Origin of the sequence: Paraburkholderia mimosarum LMG 23256 = NBRC 106338, assembly GCF_000739815.1 — a bacterium.
GTDB classification, from domain to species: domain Bacteria; phylum Pseudomonadota; class Gammaproteobacteria; order Burkholderiales; family Burkholderiaceae; genus Paraburkholderia; species Paraburkholderia mimosarum.
The window spans coordinates 1-16002 of record NZ_BBJJ01000053.1; the positions used below are offsets into that span (position 1 = coordinate 1).

Annotated in this window: 11 protein-coding genes and 1 pseudogene; 6 read left to right on the forward strand and 6 right to left on the reverse strand. The window is 66.5% G+C overall.

Annotation, left to right across the window (positions count from 1 at the left end; genetic code table 11):
- Positions 1-53: 53 nt before the first annotated feature.
- Positions 54-989 carry a LysR family transcriptional regulator gene (locus BMI01S_RS27255; protein ID WP_028232144.1) on the reverse strand — a complete coding sequence of 312 codons (936 nt, stop codon included), beginning with the start codon at positions 987-989 and terminating at the stop codon, positions 54-56.
- A gap of 113 nt (positions 990-1102) precedes the next feature.
- Here BMI01S_RS27255 and BMI01S_RS27260 point away from each other — a divergent pair, with 113 nt between their 5' ends.
- On the forward strand, positions 1103-2119 hold the full coding sequence (locus tag BMI01S_RS27260) for a zinc-dependent alcohol dehydrogenase family protein (protein ID WP_028232145.1): 1017 nt from the start codon (positions 1103-1105) through the stop codon (positions 2117-2119).
- 73 nt (positions 2120-2192) lie between these two features.
- On the opposite strand, the gene denD is transcribed toward BMI01S_RS27260, so the two are convergent.
- Entirely contained in the window at positions 2193-3170 is a 978-nt protein-coding gene (denD, locus tag BMI01S_RS27265) for a D-erythronate dehydrogenase (protein WP_028232146.1), read from the reverse strand.
- A 456-nt stretch (positions 3171-3626) separates the two neighbouring features.
- On the opposite strand from denD, the gene BMI01S_RS27270 reads away from it, so the two are divergent.
- Both BMI01S_RS27270 and BMI01S_RS27275 read left to right on the forward strand, forming a co-directional pair.
- On the forward strand, positions 3627-4022 hold the full coding sequence (locus BMI01S_RS27270; RefSeq protein ID WP_028213461.1) for a helix-turn-helix transcriptional regulator: 396 nt from the start codon (positions 3627-3629) through the stop codon (positions 4020-4022).
- Between the two features lie 38 nt (positions 4023-4060).
- The gene (locus BMI01S_RS27275) at positions 4061-5350 is read left to right on the forward strand and encodes a type II toxin-antitoxin system HipA family toxin (RefSeq protein WP_042291162.1); all 1290 of its coding nucleotides are present in this window, start codon (positions 4061-4063) and stop codon (positions 5348-5350) included.
- A 4-nt stretch (positions 5351-5354) separates the two neighbouring features.
- Here BMI01S_RS27275 and BMI01S_RS27280 read toward each other — a convergent pair whose 3' ends face one another.
- On the reverse strand, positions 5355-6263 hold the full coding sequence (locus tag BMI01S_RS27280) for a LysR family transcriptional regulator (RefSeq protein WP_028232147.1): 909 nt from the start codon (positions 6261-6263) through the stop codon (positions 5355-5357).
- A 126-nt stretch (positions 6264-6389) separates the two neighbouring features.
- On the opposite strand from BMI01S_RS27280, the gene BMI01S_RS27285 reads away from it, so the two are divergent.
- Genes BMI01S_RS27285 through BMI01S_RS27295 form a run of 3 tightly spaced genes read left to right on the forward strand, consistent with a single transcriptional unit; the run spans position 6390 to position 10269 of the window.
- The gene (locus tag BMI01S_RS27285; RefSeq protein WP_028232148.1) at positions 6390-7811 is read left to right on the forward strand and encodes a M20 family metallopeptidase; all 1422 of its coding nucleotides are present in this window, start codon (positions 6390-6392) and stop codon (positions 7809-7811) included.
- Positions 7812-7822: 11 nt separating this feature from the next.
- Positions 7823-9136: an MFS transporter gene (locus BMI01S_RS27290; RefSeq protein WP_028232149.1), complete on the forward strand. Its 1314-nt coding sequence runs from the start codon at positions 7823-7825 to the stop codon at positions 9134-9136.
- Positions 9137-9174: 38 nt separating this feature from the next.
- Entirely contained in the window at positions 9175-10269 is a 1095-nt protein-coding gene (locus BMI01S_RS27295; RefSeq protein ID WP_028232150.1) for a serine hydrolase domain-containing protein, read from the forward strand.
- Positions 10270-10273: 4 nt separating this feature from the next.
- Here the strand turns inward: BMI01S_RS27295 and BMI01S_RS27300 are convergent, their stop codons facing one another.
- The 3 genes and pseudogenes from BMI01S_RS27300 to BMI01S_RS27310 form a co-directional block, all read right to left on the reverse strand.
- Positions 10274-13315 (reverse strand): FAD-binding and (Fe-S)-binding domain-containing protein, encoded by a 3042-nt coding sequence (locus tag BMI01S_RS27300; RefSeq protein ID WP_036046221.1) that lies wholly within the window; start codon positions 13313-13315, stop codon positions 10274-10276.
- A gap of 6 nt (positions 13316-13321) precedes the next feature.
- Positions 13322-14607: pseudogene (locus tag BMI01S_RS27305) on the reverse strand (MFS transporter).
- Positions 14608-14767: 160 nt separating this feature from the next.
- On the reverse strand, positions 14768-15985 hold the full coding sequence (locus tag BMI01S_RS27310; protein ID WP_028232152.1) for a pyridoxal-phosphate-dependent aminotransferase family protein: 1218 nt from the start codon (positions 15983-15985) through the stop codon (positions 14768-14770).
- Positions 15986-16002 lie beyond the last annotated feature (17 nt).

Genomic DNA, 16002 nt, shown 5'->3' on the forward strand with positions numbered 1-16002 from the left:
CATGTGGGCTTTTTGATTTTTCCGGGCGCCGTGCAAAACCCGGCCGCATCTCCTCAGCTTTCGTGGAGTTGCGCTTGCTCCGGATCGGCGCCAAGCATGCGCGAGACGTCGGCAACGAGTGCATCCACGGCCACGCGTACCTTCGAAGGCATGTGCCGCGCCTTCTGCCGCACGACGTGGACTTCGTCGCCCAGCACGGTGTTGCTGTCCATCACGAGTTCGAGGCGGCCGTCGCGCAAATACGGGCCCATGAGCCAGCACGGCAACCACGCGAGACCGGCGCCGCCGGCGGCCGCGTCGGCAATCGCCAGCAGGTCGTCGAAGCACAGCCGCGACGCGAGCCGGCACTCCTGCACGTCGCCGCCCGGGCCGCGCACGCGCCAGACCGCATTCTGACCGGCTCGGCCATACGCGATACCGGTGTGCGTGGCGAGCACCGCGACGTCCGCGGGCTTGCCGTGGCGCGCGAGATACGCAGGCGAAGCGCAAATGCCCATGTGCTGCACGCCGAGCCGGCGCGCGACGAGCGTGCCGTGATCGGGCAGCGCGCCGATGCGCACGGCCAGATCAAAGCCGTCTTCGACGAGATCGGCCACGCGGTCGCTGAACGACAGTTCGACGTTCAGGCGCGGGTGCTGCTCCACGAGCCGCCGCACCACGGGCGCCACGCACTGGCGCCCGAACAGCACCGGCGCGGTGATGCGCAGGCGTCCCGACGGCTCACGCCGGCCGTGTTCGAACGCGGCTTCCACGGCGCCCAGCTCGCCCAGCACGCGACGGCACTGTTCGTAGTAGGCATGGCCTTCGTCGGTGAGACTCAGGCTGCGCGTGGTTCGCTGCAGCAGGCGCACGCCCAGACGCTGCTCGAGCCGCGCCACGATCTTCGCGACCGCCGAGCGCGTCACGCCCAGGCGCTCGCCGGCTGCCGAGAAACTGCCCGCATCCACCACGTCCACGAATTCGGCTACGCCGCTCAAGCGATCGCTCATTTCCTCACTTCCTTTTTGTATCCGTAGCAGCGACAGTTGTCATCCACAATCTCACCAATGTCGCCTTGCAAGCAACACTACCATAAGGGCTCCCACTCGTACTGGAGCAGTCAATGAAGGCATGGAAACTGAAGGCCGGGAGCGGCTATGGCGCACTCGCGCGCACGGACTTCACGCCGCGCACGCCCGGCGCGCACGACGTGGTCGTGAAGATTCACGCGGCTTCGCTCAACTATCGCGACCTGATGTTCGCGCGCGGCGATTACCTCGGTCTCGGCGATGCCCCGCTCGTGCCGGTCGCCGACGGCGCGGGTGAAGTGGTCGAAGTCGGCGCGGCCGTCACGCGCTTCAAGCCGGGCGACCGCGTGATCAACACGTACTTCCCGCACTGGGCGGACGGCGCTCCCGCGCCGTCCAAAGTGCGCGAGTCGGCGGGCGCGCAATTCGACGGCGTGCTCGCCGAGCGTTTCGTCGCCACGGAAAGCTCGCTCGTCGCGATTCCGGCGCACCTGAGCTACGAGGAAGCCGCGACGATTTCGTGCGCCGGCGTCACGGCCTGGAACGCGATCTTCGCCGATGGCCACGCGCTGCCCGGCGCGACGGTGGCGCTGCTCGGCACCGGCGGCGTATCGATCTGGGCACTGCAACTCGCCCACGCGGCCGGACTGCGAACCATCATCACTTCGTCGAGCGATGCGAAACTCGAACGCGCCCGCGCGCTGGGCGCGAGCGAGACGATCAACTATCGTTCGCACCCCGAGTGGCAGGACGAAGTGCTGCGTCTGACCGGCGGCGAAGGCGCGGATATCGTCGTGGAGGTGGGCGGACGCGATACGTTGCCGCGCTCGGTCGCCGCTACGAAGATGGGCGGGCTCGTTTCCATCATCGGCGGCGTGACGAGTTTCGCAGGGCCGGAGCTTGGGCTGCTGTCCGTGATCGGCGGCATGAAGCGGCTGCACGGCATCATGGTCGGCAGCCGCGCGATGCTGGAGGACGTTACGCGGCTGGTGGCGGCGCAACAGATCCGCCCCGTGGTGGATCGCGTGTTCGGCTTCGATGAAGCTCCCGAGGCTTATGCGTGGCTCGAGGCCGGCAAGCACTTCGGGAAGGTGGTCATTCGCGTGGCTTGATGCGTTAGCTCGAACGACCGCTAACCGTGTACGGTTAGCGGCGCGTGGTCGGCGTCATGACGTGACATGAAGCTCAGCGAACGGCAGCGTCGCGTTCGATAAATGCGCGCACGACATCGCCGAAGTTCGCATCGAAAACGAAGCCGAGCGAGCGCGCATACGTCGCCGAGAAGTTGCCGGGCCAGGAGTTGACGATCTTCTCGATGGCAGGGTCGCGCTCGAAGCGCACGCGCCCCGCCACGGCGTCGCCTGCGATGCGGCGCAGCGAATCGAGCATTTCGCTCACGGTCACCGAAAGCCCCGGCATATTGATGACGCGCCCTTCGCTCAGGCGTTCGGCGGGCAACTCGTGACCATGCACGAGGTTTTCCACGGCCCGGTCCGGCGACATGAGCCAGAGCAGCGTATCGGGCGCGACAGGGCACACCGCATCCATGCCGTTGATCGGCTCGCGGATGATGCCGCTCGCGAAGCTCGACGCGGCGCGGTTGGGCTTGCCAGGGCGCACCACGACGGTAGGCATGCGCAGGCTGCGTCCGTCGAGAAAGCCGCGCCGGCTGTAGTCGGCGAGCAGCAGGTCCGAGAGCGCCTTCTGCGTGCCATAGGAACTCCTGGGCGACCAGACGTGCGTGTCTTCGACCGTCGGCGGCAGATCGCCGCCGAACACGGCGACCGAACTCGTCATCACGAAACGCGCACGCGTTTGCAGCGCGCGAATGCGCTCGAAGAGCGCGCGCGTGGCGTCGAAGTTGATCGTCATGCCCAGGTCGAATTCCTGCTCGGCCTGGCCCGACACGATTGCCGCGAGATGGAACACGCTGGCCGTGCGAGGGCCGATCAGGGCTTCGATCTGACTGGTGTCGCTGATGTCGCCGGTGAGTACTTCGACGCGCGCGTCGTCGATACCTTCGAGCGCGACCACGTCGAATGCGCGAATCTTCGCGATGCGTTGCGCACGGCCATCGGGGCCGGTCAGCTCGCCGCGCGCGAGCAGTGTCCGAATCAGGCGTTGGCCCAGAAAACCGGCGGCGCCGGTCACCACGATTTCCATCGTCGTCTCCTTCGTTCTATGGGATGGCGGCGGACCGCTCCGTCAAAAGTTGTATGATGATCTTACCTTTTGACGAAACCCGCAAGTGCGCGATGTGCTTCGCCGCACCCAGGCGTGGCATGCGCGTGCCCTGCGCCAGCGGGGGCTGGGCGCCTAAGCGATGGTGACATCGTGTGTCTCCTTGCGCGCCTGGCTGCGCGTTCCCAATGGCCTGATGAATGAAGTTGGCCGCGAAGCGGCGAAGGAATGGGGGAGTTGCGACAGGCAGTTAGTTGCACTCTTACCGGATTGATCACCATCGGCTTGACACCGGGCTGCCACGCGATACAGCGCGTGTTCTGTATCCTGCGATTACAGGCTATGGTTTGTATTTCGTCTTTACAACGTATAAACTGTATTCGACTACGCCGCGCCCCCGGCGCTCGCCTCGGCGTTTTTTTGCCGCCCGGAGTTTCCGTGGACTACCCTCTCAAGACCCTTGGCCAGCTACGCCCGATCCTCGTCGGCTTCCGCAAGAAGGCCGGCCTCACCCAAGCCGCCGTGGCCCAGCGACTAGGCATCTCGCAGCAAAGCTATGCCGCGTTCGAGGCGAATCCCGAGACCGCAAGCGTAGAGCGGCTGTTCCGGGTCTTGCGGCTCGTCGATGTCGAGATCAGGCTCGGCGCGGCCGATGAAGAAGCGTCGCCTGTCGCCGCGAAACCGGCGCGCCGGCCGCCCAGCCCCCCAGCCGCCACCAGGATGTCCAGTACGGCCAAGCCCGCGCCCACCCGCAAGCGTGCCCGCACCACGCCGGCAGCCGGCGAACCGGCGCGCCGGCCCGCCGCACGACGCAAACCGAGGGAAGACTGGTGAGCACACGCCCCCGCCTGCCCAACCAGCTCGATCTGTGGATGAACGGCCTGCCCGTGGGCTACTGGGAGAGTGCGCGCGGCAACGAACGCCTCACGTACCTCGACAGCTGGATCGACGACGAGCAAGGCCGCCCGCTTTCGCTTTCGCTGCCGTTCACGCCCGGCAACCTGCCGTACCGCGGCCCGCTCGTGACGGACTACTTCGACAATCTGCTGCCCGACAGCGACCGCATCCGCAGACGCATCGCCGCGCGCTACCAGACCGGCGGCACCTCGCCTTTCGAACTGCTCGCCGCGCTCGGCCGCGACTGCGTGGGCGCGCTGCAGATCCTTCCCGCAGGAGAAGCGCCCACCGGCCTGCGGGCCATCAAGGGACGCGCGCTGAGCGAAGCGGAGATCGCGCAACTGCTGCGCGAAACCACGGCCGCACCGCACGCCGGAGAGCGCGAAACCGTGGACAGCCTGCGCCTCTCGATTGCCGGGGCGCAGGAAAAGACCGCGCTGTTGCGTCATGGCGGACAGTGGCTGCTTCCCGAAGGGAGCACGCCGACCACGCACATCCTGAAGCTGCCGCTCGGTCTCGTCGGCAACATGCGCGCCGACATGCGCACCTCGGTGGAAAACGAATGGCTGTGCACGCAGATCATCGCCGCCTACGGTTTGCCTGTCGCGCCGTGCGAGATCGCGCAGTTCGAGGAAGTGAAAACGCTAGTCGTGGAGCGCTTCGACCGGCGCCTTTCCCGCGACGGCAAATGGATCGTGCGCCTGCCGCAGGAGGACCTCTGCCAGGCCACGGGCACGTCCGGGCTCGCCAAATACGAAGCCGACGGCGGCCCCGGCATCGACGCGATCATGCAAGTGCTCGACGGCTCCGCGCAGGCCGCGGCAGACCGCCGCCACTTCTTCGTCACGCAGATCGTTTTCTGGCTGCTCGCGGCAACGGACGGCCACGCGAAGAACTACAGCATCGCGCTGCTGCCCGGCAGCGAGTACGCGGCCACGCCGCTCTACGACGTGTTATCCGCCCACCCCATCATCGGCCGCGGCCGCAACCATATCGCGCCGCAGCGCGTGAGTCTCGCGATGGCCGTGCGGGGGCGCAACCGGCACTACCGCGTCGAGGAGATCTATCCGCGCCACTGGATCGCGCAAGGTCAGCGCGTGGGATTCGCCGCGCAGGACGTCGAGCAGATGCTCGCGGACGTGGCGGCCCGCACGCCTCGCGTGATCGAAGCGGTCTCGGAACGGATTCCTGCAACGTTCCCCATGGACGTGGCCGAAGCCGTGTTCGCGGGCATGCGCAGGCTCGCGACCAGGCTCGGCTGCTGAGAATTTAGCCGCCAGCAAGCGCTTCGTCATCGATTGCACGCGTGAGGAGACTGAGAAAGGCCTGCATGGCTTGCGGCAGCGTGCGGCCCGCCATCGTCTGGATCTGCAGCGTGCGCTGGTGCAGTTCCGGGTTCGTGAGCGGCACGGCGGCAAGCCCCTCCACTTCGAGACGGCCGCGCACGGTCAGAAAACCGGTGAATGTAACCGCATCGGTCAGGCGTACGAACCTTTGTAATGCAACGTGATAGTTGCTCACGAACACCGGTTCGAAGATGAGCCCTTCGAGACTGCACGCGATATCGAAGAGCTGCCGGATCGTCACGCCCTGGTTGTGCATCGCCACCGGCCACGGAAGCAGCTCGCGCAACGATAGCGACTCGCGCGCCGCCAGCGGATGATCGCGCCGCATGAGCGCGAAAATCGGCGCACGCTGCGAATAGTGCACGGCAATTTCCTTCTCCGGCGCGAGGCTGAAGCACAGCGCGATATCGGCCGTCCCCTCTCTCACGCGCTGCGTTGCAACAGACGGTTCCGACACATCCAGCTGGAAATGCGTTTGCGGATAGGTCTTCAGAAAGTGCGCGAACACGTGCGGCAAAAACTCCGGCGCGAGGCCTTCGGAGCTGGCGACGCGTATCGTCGCGCGGCCGCCCTCGGTCAACCCGCGAATCTCGCCGACTACACGCTCCGTTTCGAGCACGCTGCGCCGCGCGTGCTCGGCGAGCATGCGCCCCGCCTCGCTCAGCACCATGCCGCGCGGGCGCCGCTCGAATAGCGGCGTGCCCAGTTCTTCTTCGAGGCGGGCGATCTGGCGGCTCAGCGCCGAGACGGCCACGAAGAGCCGCTCGGACGCCTTGCTCAGCGAGCCGCTGCGGGCCACTTCCAGAAAATAGCGCAGTGCGGTGTTGTCCATGTCGATGGGCGCGGTTGTGTTCGCTTTGCCGTTTCGGCAACGATAGGTCGCAAATATTGTAATTGTGCAGAAATATCGGCGGTTGCAGGATCGATTCCATTCGTTTCCGTGACAGGAGCTACGCCGTTGACTCGTGACTTCGCCATTCAAGCCGCCGCCGGCCAATTCGATTCGGGCCGTTTCCTCGACGACCTGCGCCGTCGCGTGGCGTATCGCACGGAGAGCCAGGAGCCGGCCAGCGCCGGGAGACTGCGCGGCTATCTGGACGACGAACTCGCGCCGCTGCTCACGCAATGGGGCTTCACCTGCCGCGTCGTGAGCAATCCTGTCCAGGGCGCCGGCCCGTTCCTCATCGCCCATCGCCATGAAGACGACGCGTTGCCTACGGTGCTGAGCTACGGCCACGGCGACGTGGTGCGCGGCTACGACGCGCAATGGCGCGACGGCCTCACACCGTGGGACGTCACCGTCGACGGCGAGCGCTGGTACGGCCGCGGCACCGCCGACAACAAGGGCCAGCACAGCATCAATCTCGCCGCGCTCAAGGCCGTGCTCGACGCGCGCGGCGGCAAGCTGGGCTTCAACCTCAAGCTGCTGTTCGAAACGGGCGAGGAAGTCGGCTCGCCGGGGCTGCACGAACTGTGCACGCAGCTGCGCGACGAACTGTGCGCCGACGTGCTGATCGCCTCCGACGGCCCGCGCCTCTCGGCGCATCGGCCCACGATCTTTCTCGGCTCGCGCGGTGTCGTCAATTTCAAGCTCGAGTTGACGCTGCGCGAAGGCGGCCATCATTCAGGCAACTGGGGCGGGCTGCTGCGCAATCCGGGCGTCGTGCTCGCCAGCGCGATCGCCTCGATGGTCGACGCGAACGGCGCGATACGCGTGGAAGGCCTGCGCCCGCCGCCCATTCCCGAGTCCGTGCGCCGCGCGCTCGCCGATATCCGCGTGGGCGGCAATCCCGGCGAGCCCGAGGTCGATCGCGACTATGGCGAACCGGGCCTCACACCCACCGAGCGCGTGTTCGGCTGGAACACGCTCGAAGTGCTGGCGTTTCGCACGGGTAACCCCGAGAAGCCCGTCAATGCGATCCCGCCGCATGCGATCGCGTATATGCAGATCCGCTTCGTAGTGGGTACGGACTGGCAGAACCTCGAGCGCATCGTGCGTGCCCATCTCGATGCGCACGGCTTCGCCAGGGTCGAACTCGAGGTGGAGCGCGGCGCGCCCGCCACGCGCGTCGATCCCGACAACCCTTGGGTGCAGTGGGCGCTGCGCTCGCTGCGCGAGACCACGGGAGAAGAGCCCGTGCTGCTGCCCAATCTGGGTGGCACGCTGCCCAACGACGTGTTCGCCGACGTGCTCGGCATGCCCACGCTGTGGGTGCCGCATTCGTACCCCGGCTGCTCCCAGCACGCGCCGGACGAGCATCTGCTCGGGCCGGTCGTGCGCGACGGGCTGCGCATCATGGCCGGCCTCTTCTGGGACCTCGGCGCAAGAGAGGCCGACGCGTCCAATCCCGCACCGCAGATTCCCACAACGCTTGCATGAGGACTACGCCCATGAGCATCGATTCCGTACCTGCGCATCACGGCAGCGAACCCTGGCAAGAGGCCGCAGCGCAATCGTCGTCGGGAAAAAAAGTTTCGCGCCTGATCCTCGCCACCTCGATCGGCAACGCGCTCGAGTTCTACGATCTGCTCGCGTACGGCTATTTCGCGTCGACGCTCTCGAAGCTCTTCTTCCCCGTCCACGACGCCACGATGTCGCTGCTGCTCACGCTCGGCACGTTCGCGCTCTCATACCTCGCGCGGCCGTTCGGCGCGCTCGTGCTCGGCTCGTACAGCGACCGCAAGGGCCGCAAGGCGTCGCTCATGCTCTCCATCGCGATGATGACGATCGGCACCGGCATGGTCGCGCTGATGCCCACGTACGCGACGATCGGCATACTGGCGCCCATCGGCATTTTTGCGGCGCGTCTTCTGCAAGGCTTTTCGGCGGGCGGCGAGTTCGGCAGCTCCACGGCCTTCCTGGTCGAGCACGCGCCGCACCGCAGCGGCTTCATGTCTAGCTGGCAGTTTTCGAGTCAGGGCGCGAGCACGCTGCTCGTCTCCCTGTTCGGCGCCGTGCTCACGGGCATGCTCACGCAGCCGCAACTCGAAGGCTGGGGTTGGCGCATTCCGTTCCTGTTCGGTGTGCTGATCGGTCCGGTGGGTCTGTATATCCGCAAACGCATCGACGAAACGCCCGAATTCGAGCGCGTCGAAAAAGCCGAGTCGCCCGTGCGCGAGCTGCTCGCCACACAGAAGGCGCGCGTGCTTGCCTCGATCGGCGTGCTGGTGCTGACCACGTCGGCGCAATACGTACTCCTCTACATACCGACCTACGCCGCCCGCCAGCTCGGCCTCGCACCCACGTCGGGCTTCATCGCCACGCTCGTTGCCGGCATCATCGCCATCGTGCTCACGCCGATCGTCGGCCACTGGTCGGACAAAGTGGGGCGCACGCGCTTCATGTTCGGTGCGGGCGTGCTGTTCTTCCTCACCGTCTATCCCGCGTTCCTGCTCTTGAACGCTCATCCGTCGCTGCTCATGCTGCTGGCCGCCGTGATCTGGATCGCAGTGCTCAAGGTCACCTATTTCGCGGCGATTCCGGCGCTCATGGCCGACTTCTTCCCTACGCGCACGCGCACGACGGGCATGGCGCTCGCGTACAACATCGGCACCACCGTGTTCGGCGGCTTCACCCCGCTCGCGGTCGCGTCGCTCATTGCGGCGACAGGCAACAATCTCGCGCCGGGGCTCTGGCTCATGTTCGCGTCAGTCGTGAGTCTCGTCACGCTGATCTGGGCGCGGGCGCGCCTGGGCGCACGCTGAACCGCAACGCGACGCAAAGAAAAAGGAAACACGTACGTATGCAAAACGATTTGCCGCAGGACGTTCAGGACGCCATTCAGTTTTCCGTCGATCACGAATCGGCATGGGACCGCAATGCCGATGGCAAATTCGGCGTGCACGTGAACGACCCGCCGCCCTGGAACCGCCTGCTCGGCCCCATTCACGACCGCGGCCCGGTGTCGGGCGCGGTAGCCGTGGAGGGCCGCCTGCTCGCGCAGTGGGGCGAGCCCGATCGGCCCGACCTGACGTTCAGCATTGCGAAGACGTACCTCGCGCTGCTCGCCGGTGTCGCGCACGACCGCGGCCTCCTGCCCGATCCCGATGAGCCGGTACGCTCGCGCGTGCCGGGCATCGGCTTCGACGACGATCACAATGCGCCAGTCACGTGGACGCACCTGCTGCAGCAGACGAGCGAATGGCAGGGCACGTGCTTCGGCCTTTCCGACCAGGCCGATCATTATCGGGCCGTGACGTTCGGCGAGCCGCCGAACGGAAAGAAAGGCGATTTGCGCCCCTTGCAGCAGCCCGGCACGTACTGGGAATACAACGACGTGCGCATCAATCAGCTTTCGCTCGCGCTCCTGCATCTGTTCGGCCGCTCGCTGCCCGAGGTGTTTCGCGAAGCGATCATGCGGCCCGTCGGTGCGAGCGAGAACTGGCAATGGGTCGGTTACGACGACGCGTGGATCGATATGGGCGGCAGGCGCGTGCAGTCGGTACCCGGCGGCTCGCATTGGGGCGGCGGCATGTCGGTGAGCGCGAACGATCAGCTCAAAGTTGCGCAGATGCTGCTCGACGACGGCGTGGCCCGGGGCCGCCGCGTGCTGTCGAGCGAATGGATCGCGCGCATGAGAACGCCATGCGCGCTGGCGCCGTTCTATGGCTCGCTGGTCTGGCTCAACACCGGGCAGCGCGTGTTCCCGAGCGTGCCGGAGTCGAGCTATTTCGGCGTGGGCGCGGGCAGCTCGTTCATGTGGATCGAGCCCGAACGCAGGATCGCGCTGATCGTGCGCTGGCTCGACTCGGCGTTCGCGGATGCGTTCTTCGGCAAGATGCTGCGCGCCATCGACGCCGTGCGCTCGCGCCAGAGCGCCGGCACACTCGCGCACTAGCGCGTTATCGCAGCGCCATTTCCAGCACGCGCGCCACATGCAGGGCCGACGTGTTCGCCCCGTCGTGGATCTGGTGGCGGCAACTCGTGCCGTCCGCCACCACGAGATCGGCGCGACCGGCTTTGCGCACGGCAGGCAAGAGCGACAGTTCGGCCATCGCCCGAGAGGCCTCGTAGTGCTCCGCTTCGTAGCCGAAGCTCCCCGCCATGCCACAGCACGACGATTCGATCGGCTTGACTTCGAGGCCCGGAATCCAGCCCAGCACCGTGAGCACCGGAAGGAAGGCGTCGAAGGCCTTCTGGTGGCAGTGGCCGTGCACCCAGGCGCGCGGCGCATCGAGTGGGTGCAACGGCAGGTCGAGACGGCCCGCGCTTTTCTCGCGCACGAGGAACTCTTCGAATAGCAACGCAGCGGCCGAGAGCTTGCGCGCCTCGTCGCCGTAACCGTATTGCAGGAACTCGTCGCGCATCGAGAGCAGGCACGACGGTTCGAGGCCGACGATCGACACGCCGCGCTCAACGAACGGCATCAGCGTATCGAGCAGCCGCCTCGCCTCGCGCTTCGCTTCGGCTACCCGCCCCGCCGCGAGGAACGTCCGGCCGCAGCATAGCGGGCGTTCGTCGCCGCGCACGTTGAAATGCACGAAATAGCCGGCCGCTTCGAGCACGCGGCGCGCGGCGCGTGCATTTTCAGGCTCGAAGTTGTCGTTGAACGTGTCGACGAACAGCACCACTTCTTTGCTTGCCGCCGCCGAGTCACGTTTCGCCCCCGCAACGCCCGAGACTTCGGAAAGAAACGAACGCTGGAACTGCGGCAGCGAGCGTTGCGGCGCGAAGCCGACAACTCGCCTCGCCCATGCCGTGACGAGCGGAATACGCGCAACCACCTCCGCGAGCGAGCCTGCCTTCGCGGCGGTCCGCGCATAGCGCGGCAAATACGCAATCAGCTTCTCGCGCAGCGTCATGCCGTATTTCGCGCTCCACGCGGCGCGCGCCTCGATCTTGAGCTTGGCCATATCCACGCCGGTCGGGCAGTCGCGCTTGCAGCCCTTGCACGAGACGCACAGATCGAGCGCGTCTTTCACGTCGGCGCTCGCGAGACCGTCTTCGCCCAGCTGCCCCGAAATCGCGAGCCGCAGCGTGTTCGCGCGGCCGCGCGTCACGTGCTGCTCGTCCTTCGTCACGCGGTAGCTCGGGCACATCGTGCCTGCGTCGAACTTGCGGCAGTGTCCGTTGTTATTGCACATCTCCACCGCTTTCGCGAGGCCGCCGGTCACATCGTCGCCGCTGCCCGGCGGCGTTTGCACGCCGGACAACGGATCGCGCCGCACGTCCCACGCCGACCAGTCGAGTTCCGGGCGCATCTGTCGTTCGCGATAGCCGGGCGGGAAACGAAACAGCTTCGTGTCGTCCATCTTCGGCGGCCGCACGATCTTGTCGGGATTGAAACGGTTCTCGGGGTCGAATAGCTGCTTGATCTCGGAAAATGCCGCGTTGAGCTTCGGTCCGTACTGCCAGGCAATCCATTCGCCGCGGCACAGGCCATCGCCGTGCTCGCCCGAAAACGCACCCTTGTACTCGCGAACGAGTTCCGCGGCCTCTTCCGCTATCGCGCGCATTTTCGCGGCGCCGTCGCGGCGCATGTCGAGTATCGGGCGCACGTGCAGCGTGCCGACGCTCGCGTGCGCGTACCAGGTGCCCTCGGTGCCGTGCTTGTGAAAGATGTCGGTCAGGCGGCTCGTGTACCCGGCGAGATGCTCGAGCGGCACCGCGCAGTCCTCGATGAACGAAACCGGCTTGCCGTCGCCCTTCATGCTCATCATGATGTTCAGGCCCGCCTTGCGCACCTCCCACAGCGCCTTCTGCTCGTTCGCATCGGTCATCTTCACGACCGAATCGGGCAGGCCCAGGTCGCCCATCAGCGCGGTCAGTTCGCCCAACCGGCGAACCTGCGCATCGTGCTCATCACCGGCGAATTCGACCAGCAGAATCGCATCGGGCCTGCCCGCCAGTGCTTTTTCGATGACCGGCCTGAAACCGGGATTGCCCCGCGCGAGTTCGATCATCGTGCGGTCGACCAGCTCGACCGCCGTCGGCTCGAGCCTGACGATATGCTGCGCCGCGTCCATCGCCTGCCGGAAGGTCGGAAAGCTCACCACGCCCAGCGTCTTATGCGCCGGCAGCGGCGCCAGCTTCAGCGTGATCTGGCGGCTGAATGCGAGCGTGCCTTCCGATCCCACGAGCAGATGCGCGAGATTCGCCACGCCGTCGTCGGTATAGGCGAGCGGGTTCTGGCAGTCGAACAGGTCGATGTTGTAGCCGGCCACGCGGCGCAGCACCTTCGGCATGCGCTCGGCAATTTCGCCGCGCTCGCGCGTGGCGATGCGCTGCAGGCCTTCGAGCAGCGCCGCCAGGCGCGCGCCTTCGTGCGGGCTTTTGAGGGATTGGAAGCGCGCTTCGGTGCCATCCGCGAGAATCGCGTCGATGCCGAGCACGTTGTGCACCATGTTGCCGTATTCGATCGAGCGCGAGCCGCACGAGTTGTTGCCCGCCATGCCGCCGATCGTGCACTGCGCCGCCGTCGATACGTCCACCGGGAACCACAGCCCGTGCGGCTTGAGCCACGCATTCAGATGATCGAGCACGACGCCCGGCTCGACGGTCACGGTGCGCGCATCGGCGTCGAAATCGACGATGTTGTTGAGCCACTTCGACGTGTCGATCACGAGCGCTTCACCCACCGTCTGCCCGCACTGGCTCGTGCCCGCCCCGCGCGCCAGCACGGGCGCGTGCTCGACGCGCGCGACGTCCAGCGCCGCGCGCAGGTCGTCCTGATCGCGCGGCACCACCACGCCGATGGGCAGGATCTGGTAGATCGAAGCATCCGTTGCGTAGCGTCCGCGGCTCGCGGCGTCGAAGAGCACGTCGCCGCGCAGCGCGTCACGCAGGCGCCGCGCGAGGGGCGAGCCACGGCCCGCGCTCGATGGAACGAGATGAATGGGCTTGACGAGCATGCCTGGCGCGCGGGTGGAACGTGTGTCTTCCATCGGGATTCACACTCGCTGATGCGAAACCGCGGCGTCTCCAGGCTTGCCGCCCAGCTCGAAGCGGCTCTCGGGCTGCATGCGCAACGCAAGGACCACACCGCACCCCATCAGCACCATGCTGCCCACGAACGGCAGATCCCAGTTGCCGAAGCGGTCGATCAGAAAGCCGCCGACCACCGGCGAGATGATCGCCGCGAGCGCCGAGCCCGTGTTCATCATGCCGCTCGCCGTGCCCGAGAATTGCGGTGCGATATCCATGGGAATCGCCCACATCGGCCCGATCGTCATTTCGGCGAAGAAGAAGCCCGCCGCGAGACACGCCATCGAAATGACGGGATCGTGCACGAACATCAGCGGCACCAGCACGATGAGCGTAATGAGCATGCACACCGACACCATCCAGCTGCGCGCGCGCTTGAGGTTGCCCGTGCGCTTGAAGAGCCAGTCGGTCACGAGACCGCCCAGCGTGTCGCCCACCACGCCCGCGAAGAACACCACCGAGGCAAAGATCGCCGACTTGCCCAGCTGCAGGTGGTAGTTGTGCAGGAAGTACTGCGGAATCCAGCTGAGGAAGAGCCACAGCGTCCAGCCGTAGCAGAAGTAGACGATCGTCACCGGAATCATGCGCCTGAAGAGCGCCATCCACGGCAGGCCCGTCGCGCGCGGCTTGGGCGGCGGCAGAACGGCAAGCTCGGCCTCGGTGATGCGCGGGTGATCCTTCGGATGCTCGGTGAACGTGAACGCCCACACCACCACCCACAGCAGGCTCAACGCCCCGCATACGAAGAACGATTCGCGCCAGCCGTAGCGCGCCATCACGAGCACGACCACCGCGGGTGCCACCGCATTGCCGATGCGCGACGCCGAATGCGTGACGCCCTGCGCGAACCCGCGCCGCTCCTTCGCGACCCAGCGCGACATCGCCGAGGTCGAGGCGGGAAACGTTGCGCCCTCGCCGAACCCGAGCAAGAGGCGCGCCGCGAGCAGCGTGGCGAGGCCGCCCGCCATGCCCGTGAGCACCGTCGCCACGCCCCACACCGCGCCGCAAAAGAGCAGCGTGCGGCGCGCGCCGAAGCGGTCGCTCACCCAGCCGCCAATGATCTGAAACAGCAGATACGGATACGCAAACGCCGAAAAGACCAGCCCCACCTGCGTATGCGAGAGCTGAAACTCCTTGGGAAGCCCGCCGCCGCCGTGCTCACGTTCACCCGGTCGAGGTAGGTGATGAAGTACATGATGCAGAGCATGATCAGCACGATGCTGCTCGCGCTCGTCAATCGATACCGTTTCATCGTCTGTCTCCGTTGTCTGGTTCTATCGGCCGCGTCGCTCTTCTTTGGGAGCCTCGGGCATGGGAGCTGCCTGTCGCCTGTCATTCGCTCGCGCTTCGTGCCGCGCCCCGGGCGCGGCGCGCAATCACGCACGGAAGCACGCCTGGAAGCACGCCTCGATTCAGGCGGCTTTCAGCGACACCACGTTGGGCTGCGCCGCGAGATACGCCATGGCGGCAGGCAAGCCGCTGTCCTTCAGGGGCACGCCCGCGATGCGCAGCCCCATCTCGCAGCCGGCCAGCGCCGCGAGCAGCGTGAGGTCGTTGCAGTCGCCGAGATGCCCGATGCGGAACATGCGGCCCTTCACCTTGCCGAGGCCCGTGCCGAGCGAGAGATCGAAGCGCTCGTAGATGATCTTGCGCACCGCATCCGCATCCACGCCCTCGGGCATCATCACGCCGGTGAGCACGGGGCTGTACACGGCGGGGTCGGCGCACTGGATCTCGAGGCCCCACGCACGCACCGCGCGCCGGCACGCTTCGCCCAGCCGTCGATGCCGCGCGAACACATTGTCGAGGCCTTCTTCCTCGATCATGTCGAGCGCCTCGGCAAGGCCGTACAACAGGTTCGTGTTCGGCGTGTACGGCCAGTAGCCGCTCTTGTTCATCTCGATGATCTCGGCCCAGCCCCAGAAGCTGCGCGGCAGCCTCGCCTCCTCGCTCGCCGCGAGCGCCTTCTCCGACACCGCGTTGAAGCTGATGCCCGGCGGCAGCATGAGGCCCTTCTGCGAGCCGGAGATGGTCACGTCCACGCCCCACTCGTCGTGCCGGTAGTCCGCGCTCGCGAGACCCGAGATCGTATCCACGAGCAGCAGCGCCGGATGCCCCGCTGCGTCGATCGCGCGGCGCACCGCGGCGATGTCCGAGGTCACGCCCGTCGAGGTCTCGTTATGCACCACGCAGACGGCCTTGACGGCGTGCTGCGTGTCCTCGCGCAGGCGCGCTTCGATCATGTCGGCCTGCACGCCGCGCCGCCAGCCTTCGATACCGGGCAGACCGAGGAATTCCGGTTTCAGGCCAAGGCGTTCGGCCATCTGCTTCCACAGCGTCGCGAAATGACCCGTTTCGTACATCAGCACCGTGTCGCCGGGACTCAGCGTGTTGGTGAGCGCCGCTTCCCACGCCCCCGTGCCCGAGGCCGGATAGATCACGACCGGCTGCTGGGTCTTGAAGATCTTCTTGATGCCTTCGAGCACCTTGAGCCCGAGCGCGCCGAACTCCGGGCCGCGATGGTCGATGGTCGGATAGCTCATCGCGCGCAGGATGCGATCGGGCACGGGGCTCGGCCCGGGGATCTGCAGGAAATGACGGCCGGCGGGGTGGAAATCGAGCTTCGGCATGCAAGCGCTCCTGTTTT

What these genes read in the sequence shown, in the direction of transcription:
- BMI01S_RS27255 (WP_028232144.1), bottom strand. Translation starts at nt 989, where the DNA reads ATGAGCGATCGCTTGAGCGGCGTAGCCGAATTCGTGGACGTGGTGGAT.
- BMI01S_RS27260 (WP_028232145.1), top strand. Translation starts at nt 1,103, where the DNA reads ATGAAGGCATGGAAACTGAAGGCCGGGAGCGGCTATGGCGCACTCGCG.
- denD (WP_028232146.1), bottom strand. Translation starts at nt 3,170, where the DNA reads ATGGAAATCGTGGTGACCGGCGCCGCCGGTTTTCTGGGCCAACGCCTG.
- BMI01S_RS27275 (WP_042291162.1), top strand. Translation starts at nt 4,061, where the DNA reads ATGAACGGCCTGCCCGTGGGCTACTGGGAGAGTGCGCGCGGCAACGAA.
- BMI01S_RS27280 (WP_028232147.1), bottom strand. Translation starts at nt 6,263, where the DNA reads ATGGACAACACCGCACTGCGCTATTTTCTGGAAGTGGCCCGCAGCGGC.
- BMI01S_RS27290 (WP_028232149.1), top strand. Translation starts at nt 7,823, where the DNA reads ATGAGCATCGATTCCGTACCTGCGCATCACGGCAGCGAACCCTGGCAA.
- BMI01S_RS27295 (WP_028232150.1), top strand. Translation starts at nt 9,175, where the DNA reads ATGCAAAACGATTTGCCGCAGGACGTTCAGGACGCCATTCAGTTTTCC.
- BMI01S_RS27300 (WP_036046221.1), bottom strand. Translation starts at nt 13,315, where the DNA reads ATGGAAGACACACGTTCCACCCGCGCGCCAGGCATGCTCGTCAAGCCC.
- BMI01S_RS27310 (WP_028232152.1), bottom strand. Translation starts at nt 15,985, where the DNA reads ATGCCGAAGCTCGATTTCCACCCCGCCGGCCGTCATTTCCTGCAGATC.